Consider the following 17,323-nt stretch of genomic DNA (forward strand, 5'->3'; position numbering starts at 1 on the left):
AACAAATGCGAACCGAACAAACCAGAAAGCAGGAGCGAATAACGATCGAAGAACAAGGCAAAAATGCTCTGGCACAAGATCATGTTCAACGACGGAAAGTGTTGGCAGTCAAAGGAGGCAAGTACAAAACCCGGACACCAACACCATGGCGCAGTTTGTTCTTTGAACTGTCGAAAGTAATCTTGGGGGGCTTCGTTGCAGCAGTAGCGTTGTATTTCTTTTTACGAGGGTTCGACTGGCTGGGAAATTGGTTGTTTGGAATCCCGGGAGGACAGAGAACAAGGTACATCATGGTCATCGTTATGATGTGGCAATCAGCGCATCATTTAGGAGCTAATACCGATGATGAATCAACACGAGATTGGAGTGGATTGCACTGGGCGCTCTTTGGAACGGCCATGCTTGGTGCCGTTCTGAGTGTGGGCTATGTGGTTCTTTTCGTCGCGTAAGCGGTACAGCAAATGGACTTTCGTTTGCAAAAGCCGCCTGAGTGGCGAAAAATCACGGAATCAGGCAGACTTCATTATCGGTGGAACTCTCTGAATGTGATGGTAGACCGGCATCAACCAGTCGTTGTCACAAGCATGAGTTAACCAATCGTATTGGCTTTAAGCAGGTTCACCTTCAGGATTACGGGCCTACAATGCTTCGCTGGCGATTGGCGATGTCTGCCATTCTGATCCCTCTTCTGGCAGGGATCTTTGCGTTGGATCATTCCTTTGGAAGCTCAGCTCCCATTCTGCTGATCTTTGGCTGTGTGCTGGCTTACCGTGGTGCCGACGAGTTATGCGACCTGTTGCAGACGCGGAACTTCACTCCTCATCGGTTGACTGTCTGCGCTCTGAGCATGCTGGTGACCTCGGCAGCCTGGTTTGGCCGGTCACGAATTTTTCCGATCGATGTTCCCGATGACGGCAACACGCTGGCTCAGGTCATGCTGGCCTATTCCCTTTCGATTCTGATCATGTTTTTCCTTTCCGCGTATCGATACCGCGAACCCGGAAAGAGCATGGAAACACTCGGCGCGGAGCTGATGATTGTCAGCTATGTCGGTGTTCTGCTGGGGGTTTGTGCCCAGTTGAGATGGGTCGCTGGTGCGGATGCAGGATATCTCGTCATGGGGTCTTTGGTAATCGTGACGAAAGCCGGAGATGCGGGAGCCTATACTTTTGGTCGGTTATTTGGCCGGCGAAAGTTGGTGCCACTTCTTTCTCCCGGGAAAACTTATGCAGGAGCCGGTGGAGCATTGATTGGCTCAGCATTGGGTGCCTATTTATGGCTGACCTATGCCACGCCCCTTTTCAATCAAGAGTGGCAGGCGCCCGAATGGTACTGGACTGTCCTTTATGGCGTGATCATCGGCATTGTCGGCCTGATCGGTGATCTGTGTGAGTCTTTGATCAAGCGGGATCTTGGCAAGAAGGATTCGGCAGGATTGTTACCTGGATTCGGGGGCTTGCTGGATCTTCTGGACAGCATCATTTACTCCGCACCCATCGCCTACATTTTGTGGAAAGCCATTCCCTTGGCCACCTGGAAACTGCCAGGAAACTGATCTTCTCTTTGAAGTGCTTTCCCTCAGCTTGACCCTTTGCGGATCTCTGTTTGTCCCCTAGCCGATCAAAGAAACCCTGCAATTTGATTCCGGCTTCAATTTTTGAAAATTGCTCCGGCAATCGACAAAACACTCTAAGTCATGACTTCAAAGTTAGTTACAGCCGCATCGACTGATGCAGGTTTCTGCACCTCGGCTTCAGCTCACAGAAGTGGCGCATGATTAGCTGTTCATTTCTTTGAAAAATGCCCGAAATTCATCGGGGAGTAAAGGAAATGTTAAAAATTCTGGCAGCAGAAGACATCCCCACCATGCAGCGGTTTCTCGCAGAAGTTTTTATTCGGCGAGGGCATGCTGTCGAGGTTGCAAGTAATGGGGTGGAAGTTCTAAAAAAGCTCCAGAAAAGGGCTTACGATGTGATCGTTATGGACGTTCACATGCCTGTGATGGATGGGTTACAAGCGACTGCGGCCATTCGTAAAATGCCGGATGAGCAGCGATCGACGATTCCCATCCTGGCATTCACATCGTTGACAGAACCCGATTATGCTCGTGCCTGTTTTGATGCGGGTATGGATGGCATCCTGTTGAAACCCACTTCAGCAGAGACCCTGGTGGCACAGGTTGAGCAATTGGCCCAGCGACCTCGGAGAACGTCTCCTTCCAAGGCCATGAATCCTGATCGTGTTCAGGACTCTGCATCGACAGATGCCATCAATCGTAGTCCTCATGAAAGCGTCTGGGAGATTGTGGATTCCAAACAAAATAAACACCCAGATGAACCTCTCCCCACTTCCTCTGAGACCGATTCTCAATGGATTGTGGCCTCGCCAACTTCTTCCTCAAACGGAGATTGGCAACAGACGTGGCCGAACGCTCCGCAACGACATTCCAACTTCAGTTCCCGATTGAGTGTTGAGGGGGCCGTTCAATTTGAGGAGAGGCCAGCTTCTCAAAGCGGAATGCCTAACGATCTCCGCCGTCAAAACAAGGTGTCCTCCCTTGAAGAAAGCCCCTCTTCCACAAAAGAGTCTTCTGTCCGGAAAGAGGTCTTTAATGAAGCGCGCGTCTTGCGGAATCTCGGAGCGGACTCGCGTTTGTTAAAGGCTCTCGCAAAAGATTTTGTCGAGTCAGTACCACGAATTCTTGAAGACCTGACTTATGCGATCAAAAGGGAGTCACCGTTAGAAATCCAGCGGTTTTCGCATAACATCCGTGGGTTAGCAGCGACTTTCAGTCCATCGAGCGTACTGGACGTGGCCAAAGATCTGGAAGATGCAGGACGAACTGGCCAGCTCTTCCAGACGTCAGAACTGTTGACTCAACTTGAACGTGAACTCAACGAACTCTCTGAGGAACTGAGCCGCTACTACCAATCTTCTGCTTCTTGACAGGGCTTCCTGATTGGGCTTCCTGGTGCCGTGTCACGGCTTTGTCTTAGGGGTTGATGTCGCCGCAACGTCCTCCGTTGTCGGACTTGACTACCTGTTCAACCCTGCTTTTCAACTTTGACAATGCACTGGTATCGGCGTGGATCACAAGTCTTGACACTCTGATGTGATCCACCTTTTCCGCTGAACTCGTCAGCAGGCCCGTTGGATCTGCTCATGGCTTAACGCTTAACCTGCTGATCAGGTAAGAACTCAACTTGGCTCTTGCGCAGGTGCTGGCTTCTCTTCATGAGGGGGAGCAGGAATCACGAATGACGCCCCGATGCCCAATCCCAGAAAGACGGCGATCACCAGCAACGACACAATCGGCGAGAACACGATGTAGTGGTGAATCATCATCTTTGAGCCAACAAAGAAGAGAATCGCCACCAGGCTGTATTTCAAAAAACGGAAACGGTCGAGCAGGTCAACCAATGCAAAATACAGTGATCGCAAGCCGAGAATTGCAAAAACATTGGAGCTGAAGACCAGAAACGGGTCTTGCGTGATTCCAAAGACCGCAGGAATGGAATCGACAGCAAATAGCAAATCGGTACTTTCCACCATCATTAAAGCAATGAACAGCGGAGTGACGGCAAACTTGCCATTTAGCCGCGTGAAAAAATGATCAGCCACAAAACCTGGATAAACAGGGACAAGGCGGCGAATCATTTTCACCATGCGGTTCTGCTCAAGATCCAGTTCTTCATCCTGAGCCACAAGCATTTTAATTGCGGTGTAAATCAGCAGCGCACCAAAGAAATAGATCACCCAGTCAAAGCGATGGATAATGGCGGCTCCCAAGGCAATCATCACGCCGCGCATGACGAGAGCACCTAAAATTCCCCAGAACAGGACGCGATGCTGATAGGCCGCCGGAACCTGAAAAAAGGAGAGAATCAGCGCGATGACAAAAATATTGTCCATGCTGAGACTCTGCTCGACCAGGTATCCTGTGAAATACATGGTGGCTGCTTCGCGTCCGTCTTCAGGAAGTCCTGAAGCGACCTCGTCATCGTCTGCGTGAGAACTACCTTCAAACGGGAACGCAATTTCAATCCGTTGGAACGAATTTGCCGCCGGTGGGGCATGCGCTGGAGACGCATGAGATGCGACTGGCTCCGAAGCTGCGGCAGGAGCTTTATCCGTCGTAGCTTCCTGACCCGCATCTTCCGGGTTGCCTGCTGCTTCTGGGCTGGGAGATGAGACTTCGCTCTGTGCGGGTTTCGTGTCATTACCAGCGGAGGTCGGAGACTCGCTGGAGGATGCAACCGCCGGCTGTTCCCAGCGACCTAACTCAAACCAATGCTTCTCGTAAGCGAAATAAACAAAGACGGTAAACAGACAGGAAAGGAAAAAATAAACGGCTGTACGGAACAGCGCTTGCCGGGCGCTAATGACTCGATGCGAGCCACGACTGAACGCCCCCAAGTCAAAGGCGAGGATCAACAGCACAAGGATGATGAATCCAGCCCAGACCACTACCGTCATGACAGTTCCCGAAAAACATCAATGTTCAAAGACTAACGCTACGTCGGCCCACAAGTCCTGGGCAATTTCCATGATCCCCCACCACGAGATCCTGACCTGAGTCACTGAATCTCATGGAAAAATAGTGATCACCAGATTTCACCAGATCATATGCGGGAACTGTCTGAGAATCTTCTCTCCGGCCACATAACGATTGTTCTCGACAAAAAGATCATATTTCGTGGTGAGTTATGACGAAATTCCCGAGGATTTGTGGTGTCGCTTCAGAAAGAAATTCAGCAGAACTCCACAGAATCGCAGCAAGGTTACTGGCAATCCGAACATGTATCTTTGGGCAAAAGAAGCTAGGGCAGCCTTTTTCCTAAAGGAAGAAAAAGATGGTCAGCAGTCCGAAAACGGGGAGCAGAATCAGTCCCGAATAGGCCATGTAACCAAAAAACGAAGGCATACGGATGTTATTTTCTTCTGCAATGGCTTTGACCATGAAATTTGGCCCGTTCCCAATATAGGTGTTTGCACCCATGAAGACGGCGCCGCAGGAAATTGCTGCCAGAATCGCGTGGGCATCGGGGCCGGTCTCCAGGAAAACACGGAGGTAAGGCCCTTCCAGGGGAACATTGGCAATCCCCGCTGCTGTGGCGGCGAAAGTGACATATGTGGGAGCGTTATCCAGAAAACTGGAGAGAATGCCGGTCGCCCAGAAGTATTGCCAGGGTTCGGTCAGCCCCAGTTGTTTTCCTTCGACGTTCAGAATGGCAATCGCCGGGATCATTGTGATAAAGATCCCTGCAAACAAGACCGCCACTTCAATAATCGGCCCAAAGCTGAACTGATTCTTTTTTCGCAGGGCGGGTTGAGTCGAAAGAAAACTGCCCAGCAGCAGGGCCAGCATCAGAATTTCCTGAATCCCCCAAGGCCACGCCTGACCGCCATTCAGAAGCCCTTGTCCCCCTGCATAAATGACGGCAACCACTCCCAGCAAAAACAGGAGGTTATGCCATCCTTCAAGCCCCGGAGTTTCTGAACTCGTGGAGGAAGCCTCTGTCGTCAGCGGCGGCTCTTTACGAACTGTGATCTGATCCCACACAAAATAAATGGTCAACAGAATCAAATTGACGAACAACCATTGAGGCCAAAGCCGGAATGTCCATTCAAAAGGGACTCCTTTGAGAAATCCCAGAAAGAGGGGGGGGTCGCCCAGTGGTGTCAGCAATCCTCCGCTGTTGGAGACCATGAAAATGAAAAAGACAACCGTGTGTGTCACTTTTTTTCGTGAAGCATTCGCCCGAAGTAGCGGACGAATCAGCAGCATCGAGGCTCCTGTCGTCCCGACAAAGCTGGCGATGAGAGTGCCGATCCCGAGAATCGTCGCGTTGACAATGGGTGTCCCCACCAGTGATCCACGGACATAAATTCCGCCACTGATGATGAACAATGCTCCCAGTAAAAGCAGGAAGGAGATGTATTCTTTGCCGCTGTGCTCCAGGGCATGCAAACCAGCTTCACCAAGTACGAACAGATAAATCGCAATGGGAAGCAACAAGACCGCCACGATGATCCCCTTATTGGAGTTATGCTCCCACCAGTGAGGGTTGATCAACGGAAAAGCGGCAATGGAAAGGAGCAGCAGGGCGAACGGAATGGTGGAAAATCGAGAGACCAGCTTTCCCAGAGGAGGATGCGCCAAATGATGTTCCTCGCCATGCTCATCCCCTCCATCGGCCTGGCCATGAGTTGGTACGGGAGCATCTTGCACGGAAACATCCTGCCCGGCAGCATCCCGATTGGAAGTCCCTATCTGACGGTCATCAGTTACTGAAGACGGGACTGCCTGGCTGATGGCTGAGTTGTTTCCGGCTTCAGAATCCTGTCCCCAGGCCACGGCCGAACTATTCACCAAGGTCATTAGCGACAGGGCCAGAATGGCCATCGTGCTGCTTATCCCATGCCCCCTCACCATTGCTGGGGAACATCCGAGGAAACAGGAGGGTTTGCATGTCGCCACGGTCTTCACAGCCATTGTCATTGTGGGATTCCTGTGGCAAAAAGTGAGATTTGCTGGCAATCATAATGACTGGTCTACATGCCAGAAGCCTTTGGATCAACTCTTGGCAAGAGTTTCCTGGTTGGGACTGCCTGGAATTGGCCTTCTGTTTTGTCACCTTTTGAACAGGCCTTGCTGAGTTTTCCCCGGTTTCCTAAGCTTACTCCACAAGGGAACTTACAGCCCATTTCCACGATCACTGGAACGTTCTGTTTAACGAAGACTGGTTTTGGCGGAGACTGGCTGGCAGGCTCCGGGATTTATTTCGTGTGGCCGTTGGTCGAAGGTTTTTCCCACTGATGAAGCAGATTGCCCTGCTGGGTTCAACCGGTTCGATTGGCCTCAGCACACTGGATGTTGTTCGTGCCGATGCATCCCTCAGTGTGTTTGCTTTGGTCGCTCACCGAAATGTGCAAATTCTGGCCGCTCAATGCCAGGAATTTCGACCAAGATTTGCTGTTATTGCCGACACAACATTGAAAGGCGAAGTCGACCGTTCTTTGTTTCCCCGTGAGACCGAATTGATCTTCGGTGAATCCGGGATCGAACGGGTGGCCTCCCATCAGGATGTTGAGATTGTCGTTTCTGCGATTGTCGGTGCTGCTGGACTTCGAGGAACCTGGGCGGCCACACAGGCTGGAAAACGCGTGGCTCTCGCCAACAAGGAAAGTCTGGTGGTGGCCGGCCCGCTGATCACTCAGGCCGCCAGACTACACGGGGCCGAGCTTTTGCCGGTTGACAGCGAACACAGCGCGATCTTTCAATGCCTGGCGAGTGGTCACAAACACGAAGTTGCAAAAATCCACCTGACAGCCAGTGGCGGGCCATTCCGAACCGCTTCGATGGCAGACCTGCAAGCGGTTACTGTGGAGCAGGCACTCGCTCATCCGACATGGCAAATGGGGCGTAAAATCACTATTGATAGCGCCACCATGATGAATAAATCACTGGAAATCATCGAAGCCCGCTGGCTGTTCGATGTTCCTGTTGATCAATTGGGTGTGGTTGTTCATCCTCAATCAATCGTCCATTCGATGGTGGAGTACGTGGATGGCTCGGTCATTGCCCAGCTTTCCCCCCCTGACATGCGACTCCCTATCCAGTATGCGTTATCATGGCCCCAGCGAAAACCGGGTTCTGCACGTAAGATGGACTGGTCAGTCTGTCGTACGATGGAGTTCTTTCCGCCGGATCTGGAGCGATTTCCATCTCTGAAGCTGGGTTTTGAAGCCGCAGCGAGTGGTGGAAGCAGTGGTGTTGTTCTCAATGCGGCCAACGAAGTCGCCGTCGAACGGTTTTTGAATCACAATTTGAAATTCATGGAGATCCCCCAAGTTTGCGGGGAAGTGTTAGCTGCGCACTCACATTCGGGCAGTCCTTCTTTGGAAGAGTTATTGTCGCTGGATGTCTGGGCGCGCGAGGAGACGCGACGTTGGAAAGCTTAGAGTTCGTTATTTTTCATATGAATCCCTGCCTGCTGGCCAATACGCTGAGCAGCATTCAAAACATCCTGTATGTCGCCCTGGGGCTGGGGATGGTGATTTTCTTCCACGAACTCGGCCACTTTGCCGTTGCCAAATGGTGCAACGTCTATGTTGAACAGTTCAGCATTGGCTTTGGCCCGGCGATTCTCGCAAAAAAATGGGGTGAGACTGTCTATGCCCTGCGAGCAATTCCTTTTGGTGGCTATGTCCAGATGCTGGGGCAGGATGATGCCGACCCCAGTCAACTGACGAGTGAAGAAATCGCTGCCGATCCCCGATCATTTTCCTCTAAGCCCGTCTGGCAACGGATGGCCATTATTTCTGCTGGCGTGATCATGAATTTGATCACTGGCCTGCTCTTTTGTGCGATCGCCTTTGCGATGGGGGTGGAATCAGTTCCTGCCATCGTGGGGAATGTCGAACCGGGCCACCCTGCCTGGGTTGCCGGGATTGAACGCGGGGATCGTATCGAGCGTTTGGGCGGACGGACTGTTCGCTCTTTTGAAGACATTTCCATCGGGGCGGCTCTTTCAACAGGCCCGCTGGAAGTGGAAGGCAAGCATCGCGATGGCACACCATTCAAGACGGTTGTGGTGCCCGACACATCAGGCAACCGGCCATCGATCGGAGTGAGCTACTCCAATGGTTTGCGGCTGATGAAATTCCAGAATGGTGATCCAACAGCTCTGCCGGGCACCCCCGCAGCTTCAGCCTCCCCACCACTGCAAGGTCTCGATCGGATTACGCATGTCGATGGGACTGAAATCAAGTCGTTCCAGGATCTGCAGGACGCGTTTGTCCAGAAGGCTGGCGAACCTGTCACTTTGACGGTGGAACGTCCTCCCGTCGGGAAAAACGATCGGGCTGATCTGGATGCTCCCGGCGAAGTGCTTCAATCCAAGCTGGAAGCCGGCTTCTTCCGGACTCTGGGGGCGTCGATGGACACTGGGCCAATCACCGCCATTCGCCAAGGTTCGCCAGCGGAAAAGGCCGGGTTCCTGGCAAAAGATAAAATCGTCAAAGTGGGCAATCGTGCCATCGGGACGGAACTCAATCCGTTGAAACTCCCTGATGAACTGCACCGGATGGCCGGCGAAGAGGTTGAAATTACCGTTGCCCGCCAAAAGACCGGCGGCGGAAATCAGGACGTCGTTCTGAAGGTGACTCCAGAAGCCAATCCCGGCTGGCTCGATCCACCACTGCGTGCCGGAGATTCACTCTCCGTTCCTGCAATTGGTGTGGCTTTACAGGTTGTGCCCGTGGTTGTCAGCGTTGAACCGGGGTCTCCTGCCGAACAGGCGGGGATTAAGCCCGGCCAGCGAGTCCTCAAAATGGTGCTCGTTCCCAGTGCCGAAGAAACGACCACATTGCAGAACAGCACCATTAAGGTTGACCTTGGCGATGACCGGGAAAACAACGTGAATAACTGGGCATTTGCATTCATTCAAATGCAAAACTTCCCGTTGAGAAAGGTCACGCTGACCATCAAGGATGAAACCGAAAATCGAACAATTGTGCTGGATCCTGTGCGAGACAACACATGGCCGATCCCTCAGCGGGGTTTCTTCATGTATCCCGCCAAAGCTCCGGAGCAGGCTTCCAATTTTGTCGAAGCCATCAAGATGGGCTTTGCTACGATGGAGAAGTCCGTTCTCAATATCTATATGACCTTGCGCAGTTTATTTACGGGACATCTGAGCGTTTTTGAACTCCACGGCCCATTAGGTATCGCTCGTGCGGCGTATGAAATCTCCAAGCTGGGGATTTCATCACTGCTGATTTTCCTGGGTTTCCTGAGCGCCAACCTTGCGGTGATCAACTTTCTGCCCATCCCGATGCTGGATGGCGGGCATATGGTCTTCCTGGCGTATGAAGCCATTACCCGAAAGAAGCCCAATGAAAAAGTCCAGATTGCTGCAACCTATATCGGCATGTTCTTTGTTCTGGGCCTGATGCTCTTCGTCATCTGCCTTGATCTGTTCGTGCATAAGTTTTAATCGCACGTCAGAGATCAACATGCCCATGGGGCGTGAAATCATCATTATTATTTACAGGGCATGCTTGCGACATTGAGCAAGCATGCCCTGTAAAGTTTATAATAACGTTGAACGGTGTTCACATTACGGCATGTCATTCATTGCTATAAACATGGCACAAAGAGCCTTGAATCGTGCGGCTCGCCACTCCGTCACAGCACAAAATTAGGCAATGTGACAGCCATTACGTGTTTTGGCTTTCAGCGCGATATCCTGGTTCAAAAAACCTCGCGTAGATCATGTGACACTTTTCAAGTGTGGTTGGATGCTGCAAGCCATGTCTGAGCCAATCTGCCGACTGCTATCGACTACGGAACCACGATTGCTCAGCAAGAAAAGTGAGTAATTCTTTCTGAAAGCATTTGGCGCGAACCGACAGGGTTCGCTGATATGGCCAAACCAGAAATATCTCACGCGGTTCGCCCGACCAGTCGCTTAAAATACGCTTCAGGTTTCCGTTCTCTATTTCTTGCTGAACTATACTTTGTGGCAGTAGTGCAATCCCTGCCCCTGCTTTAACCAGACTCAGCACCACATTCATGTCGTTGCTGGAATGGAGATGTTGTTTTTGAATTACTTCCTGATGATCACCATTAATAAGTTTCCATTGGCTAAATAGATCAGCAGCGACGCTTATGGATTGATTTAATGTGTCGATTTTTTGCGGGAGATGACCGCTGTAAAGAGGAGAGGCCACTAGCACCAAGTCGATTTCTCCAATTCGTTCCTGAATCAAAGGCGAATTGCGATTAACTCCGGACTGAATTCCAATATCGAAAGGCATCGTTGACGCATCATTCATCGGGTCAATCAGATGCACTTTCAACATGATTTGAGGATAGCGAACGGAAAATCGCTCCCAGAACTTATTCAATGGGCCGCTGCCAATATTGATTGGCATCGCGACCGTAAGGTTGCCTTCCAGGCTTCTGATGGAACTTTCAAGATTTTTTACTCTGATATCCAACTCATGAACGAATGGCGCACATTCCTGATAGTACATCTGTCCGGTCATTGTTAATGAAAGCCCTTGAGAGTTTCGGTGGAAAAGCTCAGCTCCCAGGTGTGCCTCCAATTCTTGCACCCGTCGTGACATGGTAGAGATCGTCATTTTCATGATTTGGGCCGCGCTGGTGAAACTGCCATATTCAGCCGCAGTGACAAAGGCTTTAAAATTGTCCAACATCGGCGCCCTTTCGTTAAAATCAGGGGCAACAAATTATGATGTACGCTTCCTGTTATCACAGGAGGGAGAATTTTAACAACAACTGGCTCGGGAGTATGAAAACGTGTTTTGCAAATCTGCAAAGCACGTTTTCATATTTCTCCATACCCGGCTCTCTTTGGTCTGCCTACGATTTGAGCGTCTCCGTTGATGTGGAGCAAAGAACTCAAATATTCCAATAGGGAGAGAAGATCAATGAAGCAGCGAATTGTTTTTGCCGTCACCATGTCATGTATATTGACTTTTCTGATGTCTGCCTGGGTTACTTTTATCAATATTGGAATGGCTACAGGATTTGTAAGCCGCTGGATGTCCGCCTGGTTACTGGCCTGGCCTGCCGCAGCAATCATTTCCTTCACATTTGGTCCAAGTATCCATCGTTGGTCGCACGCCTGGACTAATCAAAATCGATCTGCATTTCCCCGGTCTCATGATCAATCCCTGCCAATGCATACCCCAGAAAATTCTCAGAGCTTTTTGAGTTTGGACGCTGAAAAAAACACTTAACGATCCAAACTCTGCCGTAGCCCAGGACTGGTGGACGGTGGGGGTTCCAGATCTGGGCGAAGAAGGGCGTCTAGCTGCAGAACAGATTCTTGCCGACAAGGGCTACGATGGAGAAAAAGTCTTGCAAACGACTCGTAAGCATAGTGGCCAAGCTGTGATTCCTGCTCTCTCAAAAAAAGAGCTATCACACTCTGTTTTGACGGGTTGTCGAACTTGTTCTCAGGCACGTTCACCTTCACGCCGCCGATTGCTTTGATCTGACAAATCAAAATTCAAGCATCACTTGTTGCTCTTGCAGGAAATTCCTGTCTCTGGCGCCGTCTTGGTATTTCCCTTCGTTAGAGAGAGTGGGTTTCACAGCAGGCAATTCACGAGCATCAATTTAGCGAAATCTTAGTTGAAGTTTCATGTTCTTGTGGTATTCCAAGAACTTACAAGTTATTCCCATAGCGTTGTACCTCTGACGTGATGGCCGGATTCCTTGTTCGGAGTACGACACACCAATTTTGTTGAAATGGGGAGGCCAAGCCATGAAACAGGGAAGCCGATCGGCGTTCACTCTGATCGAATTGCTGGTTGTGATTGCCATTATTGGCGTGCTCGTCGCCCTGCTATTGCCAGCAGTGCAGCAGGCCAGGGAAGCCGCCCGCCGCAGCCAGTGCAAAAACAATTTGAAGCAACTGGGGTTGGCCCTGCATAATTACCACGATAATTGCAGCAGGTTTCCTTATGCGACAACTGGCTATACTTCTGGTGGAGTGGGAACCCCCTCGCATTTTCCTGCCATTGGGTTCGTCCATGTCTGGACGGAATTTCTCCTGCCCTATCTTGATCAGGCACTTCTGTATAGTCAGATCAATTTCAACGTTCACAATAATAATAATGCCGTTGGTTCTCCGACCAATTATGCACTTCTCATCGATCGCAAATACTCTTTTCAGTCGTGCCCCAGCAATCCTTATTGCGGGCAGACAAAGACTCACCGGGGCAGCAATTTCAATATCATGAACGGCCAGATCATGTGTTATGCTCCTTCCCTCGGGGGAGCAAACCAGAACGGAGCGCCAGGAACGGGGGGATCTTTTTTCGCAAGGCCCCCTGACTGTCCGGCTGCCGGAACTTACTGCGCTGTTGCCAACAGCGGGATCTACACGCATAACCCCGAACAGGCTCCGGGTTTATTTTCAGGAACAGGCGTGGTTTCGACTCGATTACGCGATGTCACGGATGGAACCAGCAATACTTTCCTGTTACTGGAGCGGCGAAGTGAATTGCTCTATTACACTGGTATCTACAGTTGGAACTGGCAGGGAGCAATAACCGGTCTAAAGCCAAACAGTCCCAGTATCAATTTCGCCAGTGATACAGCCTATGGAAGCAATGGGGGGGCGAGCAGCCATCATGTGGGCGGAATTCATGCCGTATTGGCCGACGGATCGGTGCGATTCATCAGCAATAACATTGATTTCGTTACCTACAACAATCTGGGAAATAAGGCGGACGGCAATGCTGTTGGTGACTTCTGAACTTTCTTAGAGCGACCTTGTGACTCCAGTCAGCAGCTACGAATTTATATTTATTGTTTCCAGCAGTCTGTTCTGCCTCCGGTCGTGATAGGAATATAACGTGAGTTTGTCTCGAGCAGGGCTGTTGTGTTTTCTTTTCATGGCATTAACAACCGGAAATGGTTGTGGATTTGGTGAACGTCCCCTTCCTGATCTCATGCCCTGTACCGGGACTGTGACATTGGATGATGTGCCACTGGCGAGTGGTTCTATTTTGTTCGCTCCTGTTGATGAAAAAATTGGTCAGCCTGCGGTCGGCCATATTAAAAATGGCGAGTTCACGATGCTGACGACGGTCTCTTCTCCTGGGGTTGTCATCGGGAAGTACATCATCCTGATCGAATCGACTCCAGATGATGCTCCCTTACCGGAAAGTGGAGGAGTGATGCCGCGCCGCTCATCAAGTTTAATTCCCGCAAAATATGGGGACATCACAACTTCCGGGCTGGAAGTGGAGGTTCGTGAGGATCTGAAGCCCCTTCACCTGAAACTGGTCAGTCAATAACCAGGGCGCAGGCGTGGGTTTTATGTAAAGTCAGTATCAATCGCTTGTCATTAAAGTGCCATCAGGATGTCTCAATTACTGGATGTTAAAACAGCACTGGAGATGGTCGTTCGGCAGATTGACCCATTGCCAGAGACTGATCTTCCACTGGAGGAAACCGCTGGGCGGGTGTTGAGTCGGGATGTCGTTAGCACGATTGCCTCACCTCCTTTTGATAAATCCTTAATGGATGGCTATGCGATCCGTGCCGAAGACCTGAGGGATGGAGAGGCTCACGAAGGCAGCGGCCCGTTCGCTGAACTTCCAGTGGTCGATGTCGTGTATGCGGGGCAGGTTCCGCAACGTGTCCTACAACATGGAGTAGCCATCCAGGTCATGACGGGCGCCCCTTTGCCAGAGGGGACAACCGCCGTTGTGAAGGTGGAGTCAACTTCTCGTTCAGGCGAGCGAGTATTGATCTCAGAAAAGGTGAAACCAGAAGCCAATCTGATCCGCCTTGGCGCCGTGATGCAGCCGGGAGATCTGGCTTTGAAAGCCGGTACTGTGCTGAAGCCACAACAACTGGCAGGGCTGGCGGAACTGGGTGTGACCTCGGTTCCCGTGCGGCGGCGTCCCACCTTGGCCATTTTGGCGACCGGGGACGAACTGGTGCCTCCCGATCAGGTTCCGGGGCCAGGCCAGATTCGTAATACGAACGAAACGTTACTGGCGGGACAAGGGGCGCTCGCTGGTTGCGAGATTCATCGGCTGGGAATTGCTCGCGATACCATCGATGATCTGCTCCCCCGGATTCGTGAAGGACTCAAGTGCGATTTGCTGTTGTTGACGGGAGGAGTCTCAGCCGGGCTGCTGGATCTTGTCCCTCAGGCGCTGGCTCAAGCAGGTGTCGAACAGGTCTTTCACAAGGTTGATATGAAGCCCGGAAAGCCCATCTGGTTTGGTCGATCGACTGGTGAGTCGCCCTGTCTGGTCTTCGGATTGCCGGGCAATCCGGTGAGCAGTCTGGTCTGTTTTGAACTGTTCGTCAAAACGGCCATCAGGGGACTTCAGGGGCTTTCGCCAGCAGTCGCTTCCCCGTTGGGCGCAGTGGCAGCGATCAACGAAAAATACGTCAGCGACCGGCCGACATTTCATCCCGCATTCATCGAGTTTGGAGGTTCTTCCCTCATTGCCCGAACTGTCCCCTGGCAGGGATCATCTGACCTGCAGGCCACTTTGTCGGCCAATGGCATGATTTACTTTCCCCCCACGGGCGTTCCGGTAAAGCAGGGAGAATCCCTCTCTGTTTACCTCTGGAATGGAATAGGGAATGGAATCTGGAGTTGATGGTCTCGGCGAGGATTTCCGCAGAAGATGTTGTTTTCAGGTTGAAGAACCATCCCAAATTGCTGGTGAAGGCAGAATTTCTGGTCACATTCCGCGAGATGGAGAATTGCCATAGGGAAGTTTTTTTCTCTCTGCTAGGATTTTGCTGGTTTCTTTATTCTCTGGATGATTTTCGATCGCAAGGAACGCGATGACTGCCACCACTCCGGTTCCATCATCTCTCGCCATCGATCAGGACGAATGTGGCCGCCACATGCCTTCTCTCACTTCAAACGCTTCGTCGACCACAGCCGCCGCCCAGGAATTAGAAGTCCGGCGGCTGATTGCTCAGGCCCGACATCGCATCGAATCACCGGACGATGATCCGCAGGTGCCGCAAACCACGGGTTGGATGCTGCTGTCTCTCAGCGCGTTCATGATGTGGGCCGCCTATGCCCCGTTGGATCAGGGATATCTCGGCTGGCTGGCTTTTGTCCCAGTGCTCTGGCTTGTTCAGCGGTCACAGTTGACTTATCGAACACTGATGGCCGGATATGCGACGTCGTTGGTTTCTCAGTTGGCCTCTCTTCAATGGATGCGGCTGGGTGACCCCACCATGTATGTGGCCTGGGTTGCGCTGGCCGCCTATCTTGCCTGCTACTTGCCCGTCTTCATGAGCCTGACGTGGTCAGCGATCCACCGGTGGAAAGTCCCCCTGATGGTGGCTGCCCCGGTGGTGTGGGTCACTTTGGAGTTTGCGAAAGCCCATCTGCTCACGGGGTTTGCCTGGTATCTGCTGGGGCACTCACAGTATCGCTGGCTGGAGATGATTCAGATCAGTGATCTGGGCGGAGCCTATCTGGTCAGTTTCGTGGTGATGGCAGGTTCCTGCGCTCTGGCTTTAGCATCAGCCCGGTTGTGGTCAACTTTTCAGAAATCGAAAACGACCGCATCTTCCTCTTCACAACCTGAGAGCAGATATGCCTGGGCGACTGGAACATCGGCCTTCTGCCAGATTGTCGTGGCGATGCTGCTGATCATGGCGACGTTAGGTTACGGCTATCTGCGGCGTTCACAGGCCAATTTTCAACCAGGGCCCAAGATGGCTCTCATTCAAGGAAATTATCCGGCCTCTTTGGTTGCCAACGCCGATGATTCTGCTCCGATGTATGTCTCTCATGTGCGAATGACGGGAATGGCAGTGGCCCATCGCCCTGATGTCATCGTCTGGCCAGAAACCATGTTCCGCTGGCCTCTGTTTGATGTCCCTGCGGATTGGACAGACGCCGACCTGAAAGCCAAGCGATCAGAAATTCCTGTTTCTGGCTGGCGTGACCAGACGATCCGAAGAACTCTCATCGGGGAATGTCAGCGAGCCGGGGCAGCGATGATTCTTGGATTAGAAGCGCTGGTGCCTTCCGATGAAAAGATCTTGCGTTACAACTCAGCTGCTTTTCTTCGGCCCGATCTGGGGTTGGCGGGACGTTATGACAAAATGCACCTTGTTCCTTTTGGTGAATACCTCCCTTTCGCAAAGACATTCCCTCCTCTGAGACTTTTCCTCCCCAAGCAATTGCAGAACTCGTTTGGTTTGGATGAAGGAGCCACCGCCTCTGTCTTTGAGTATGGCAAATGGCGCATGGTGCCTGTCATCTGCTTTGAAGACACTGTCCCGCATCTTGTCAGGGATGTTGTGGGAAGTGTCAGTGATCGGGAGCAGGGCCGTCAGGTCGATGTCCTGGTCAACCTTTCCAATGATGGCTGGTTCCATGGGTCGAGCGAACTGGAACAGCATTTAATTACGGCAGCCTTTCGTGCCGTCGAAACACGTACACCGATAGTCAGAGCCGTGAATACTGGAATTTCGGCGTTTGTCGATGGCGACGGGGCGATTCTTGAACCGGATGTTTATCTCGATGGCGACCGACAGGGCCGCACCAGCCCCCGAGACTCCAAAACCGGTGCGTGGCTCAAGCAAGTCAGCAGCGCTCAGATTCGGACTGTCCCCCTGGACGACCGCACCAGTTTTTATGTCCGTTATGGCGACTGGTTCACGGTTCTCTGTAGCTCGTTGGTCGGATTGCTGGTGATGGCAGAGATCGCACGCCGCTTCAAATCACGTTTCACGCCCCCGCCTGCGTCGACGACTGCTGTTTAAGTCATAACTCCACTTAAG

At 51.7% G+C, this 17,323-nt stretch carries 13 protein-coding genes; 10 read left to right on the forward strand and 3 right to left on the reverse strand.

The features are described 5' to 3' along the window. Nucleotides 1–5: 5 nt before the first annotated feature. The 3 genes from SH287x_RS01335 to SH287x_RS01345 all read left to right on the forward strand — a co-directional run bounded on the left by SH287x_RS01335 (nt 6) and on the right by SH287x_RS01345 (nt 2,946). Nucleotides 6–449, forward strand: a complete 444-nt coding sequence (locus SH287x_RS01335) for a hypothetical protein (protein ID WP_479516638.1) — start codon at nt 6–8, stop codon at nt 447–449. A 194-nt stretch (nt 450–643) separates the two neighbouring features. Continuing rightward, a complete protein-coding gene (locus tag SH287x_RS01340) occupies nt 644–1,555 on the forward strand; it encodes a phosphatidate cytidylyltransferase (RefSeq protein WP_479516639.1) in 912 nt (303 codons plus the stop codon). Nucleotides 1,556–1,830: 275 nt separating this feature from the next. Continuing rightward, nucleotides 1,831–2,946, forward strand: coding sequence for a response regulator (locus SH287x_RS01345; protein WP_479516640.1), 1,116 nt, complete (start codon nt 1,831–1,833; stop codon nt 2,944–2,946). 252 nt (nt 2,947–3,198) lie between these two features. On the opposite strand, the gene SH287x_RS01350 is transcribed toward SH287x_RS01345, so the two are convergent. Continuing rightward, nucleotides 3,199–4,476 carry a TerC family protein gene (locus SH287x_RS01350; RefSeq protein WP_479516641.1) on the reverse strand — a complete coding sequence of 426 codons (1,278 nt, stop codon included), beginning with the start codon at nt 4,474–4,476 and terminating at the stop codon, nt 3,199–3,201. A gap of 361 nt (nt 4,477–4,837) precedes the next feature. Then, a complete protein-coding gene (locus SH287x_RS01355) occupies nt 4,838–6,406 on the reverse strand; it encodes a sodium:proton antiporter (RefSeq protein ID WP_479516642.1) in 1,569 nt (522 codons plus the stop codon). A 413-nt stretch (nt 6,407–6,819) separates the two neighbouring features. On the opposite strand from SH287x_RS01355, the gene SH287x_RS01360 reads away from it, so the two are divergent. Together SH287x_RS01360 and SH287x_RS01365 are read left to right on the forward strand one after the other, a co-directional pair. Then, nucleotides 6,820–7,965, forward strand: a complete 1,146-nt coding sequence (locus SH287x_RS01360; protein WP_479516643.1) for a 1-deoxy-D-xylulose-5-phosphate reductoisomerase — start codon at nt 6,820–6,822, stop codon at nt 7,963–7,965. Next, nucleotides 7,953–10,001, forward strand: a complete 2,049-nt coding sequence (locus tag SH287x_RS01365) for a site-2 protease family protein (protein ID WP_479516644.1) — start codon at nt 7,953–7,955, stop codon at nt 9,999–10,001. The genes SH287x_RS01360 and SH287x_RS01365 overlap by 13 nt, the downstream gene beginning before the upstream one ends. A 340-nt stretch (nt 10,002–10,341) precedes the next feature. Here the strand turns inward: SH287x_RS01365 and SH287x_RS01370 are convergent, their stop codons facing one another. Continuing rightward, entirely contained in the window at nt 10,342–11,226 is an 885-nt protein-coding gene (locus SH287x_RS01370) for a LysR family transcriptional regulator (RefSeq protein ID WP_479516645.1), read from the reverse strand. A 234-nt stretch (nt 11,227–11,460) separates the two neighbouring features. Here SH287x_RS01370 and SH287x_RS01375 point away from each other — a divergent pair, with 234 nt between their 5' ends. The 5 genes from SH287x_RS01375 to lnt all read left to right on the forward strand — a co-directional run bounded on the left by SH287x_RS01375 (nt 11,461) and on the right by lnt (nt 17,305). Continuing rightward, entirely contained in the window at nt 11,461–11,772 is a 312-nt protein-coding gene (locus SH287x_RS01375) for a DUF2798 domain-containing protein (RefSeq protein ID WP_479516646.1), read from the forward strand. A gap of 530 nt (nt 11,773–12,302) precedes the next feature. Then, the gene (locus SH287x_RS01380) at nt 12,303–13,298 is read left to right on the forward strand and encodes a DUF1559 family PulG-like putative transporter (protein ID WP_479516647.1); all 996 of its coding nucleotides are present in this window, start codon (nt 12,303–12,305) and stop codon (nt 13,296–13,298) included. Nucleotides 13,299–13,398: 100 nt separating this feature from the next. Continuing rightward, nucleotides 13,399–13,842: a hypothetical protein gene (locus SH287x_RS01385; protein WP_479516648.1), complete on the forward strand. Its 444-nt coding sequence runs from the start codon at nt 13,399–13,401 to the stop codon at nt 13,840–13,842. A 66-nt stretch (nt 13,843–13,908) separates the two neighbouring features. Next, the gene (locus SH287x_RS01390) at nt 13,909–15,168 is read left to right on the forward strand and encodes a molybdopterin molybdotransferase MoeA (protein ID WP_479516649.1); all 1,260 of its coding nucleotides are present in this window, start codon (nt 13,909–13,911) and stop codon (nt 15,166–15,168) included. A 190-nt stretch (nt 15,169–15,358) separates the two neighbouring features. Beyond that, nucleotides 15,359–17,305: an apolipoprotein N-acyltransferase gene (gene lnt / locus SH287x_RS01395; protein WP_479516650.1), complete on the forward strand. Its 1,947-nt coding sequence runs from the start codon at nt 15,359–15,361 to the stop codon at nt 17,303–17,305. The last annotated feature ends 18 nt before the right edge of the window (nt 17,306–17,323 follow it).

This window comes from Planctopirus sp. SH287 (assembly GCF_056500625.1).

Excerpts from the sequence above, each read along its gene's own strand:
- SH287x_RS01335 (WP_479516638.1), top strand. The coding sequence starts at position 6 with ATGCGAACCGAACAAACCAGAAAGCAGGAGCGAATAACGATCGAAGAA.
- SH287x_RS01340 (WP_479516639.1), top strand. The coding sequence starts at position 644 with ATGCTTCGCTGGCGATTGGCGATGTCTGCCATTCTGATCCCTCTTCTG.
- SH287x_RS01345 (WP_479516640.1), top strand. The coding sequence starts at position 1,831 with ATGTTAAAAATTCTGGCAGCAGAAGACATCCCCACCATGCAGCGGTTT.
- SH287x_RS01350 (WP_479516641.1), bottom strand. The coding sequence starts at position 4,476 with ATGACGGTAGTGGTCTGGGCTGGATTCATCATCCTTGTGCTGTTGATC.
- SH287x_RS01355 (WP_479516642.1), bottom strand. The coding sequence starts at position 6,406 with ATGGCCATTCTGGCCCTGTCGCTAATGACCTTGGTGAATAGTTCGGCC.
- SH287x_RS01360 (WP_479516643.1), top strand. The coding sequence starts at position 6,820 with ATGAAGCAGATTGCCCTGCTGGGTTCAACCGGTTCGATTGGCCTCAGC.
- SH287x_RS01370 (WP_479516645.1), bottom strand. The coding sequence starts at position 11,226 with ATGTTGGACAATTTTAAAGCCTTTGTCACTGCGGCTGAATATGGCAGT.
- SH287x_RS01375 (WP_479516646.1), top strand. The coding sequence starts at position 11,461 with ATGAAGCAGCGAATTGTTTTTGCCGTCACCATGTCATGTATATTGACT.
- SH287x_RS01380 (WP_479516647.1), top strand. The coding sequence starts at position 12,303 with ATGAAACAGGGAAGCCGATCGGCGTTCACTCTGATCGAATTGCTGGTT.
- SH287x_RS01390 (WP_479516649.1), top strand. The coding sequence starts at position 13,909 with ATGTCTCAATTACTGGATGTTAAAACAGCACTGGAGATGGTCGTTCGG.
- lnt (WP_479516650.1), top strand. The coding sequence starts at position 15,359 with ATGACTGCCACCACTCCGGTTCCATCATCTCTCGCCATCGATCAGGAC.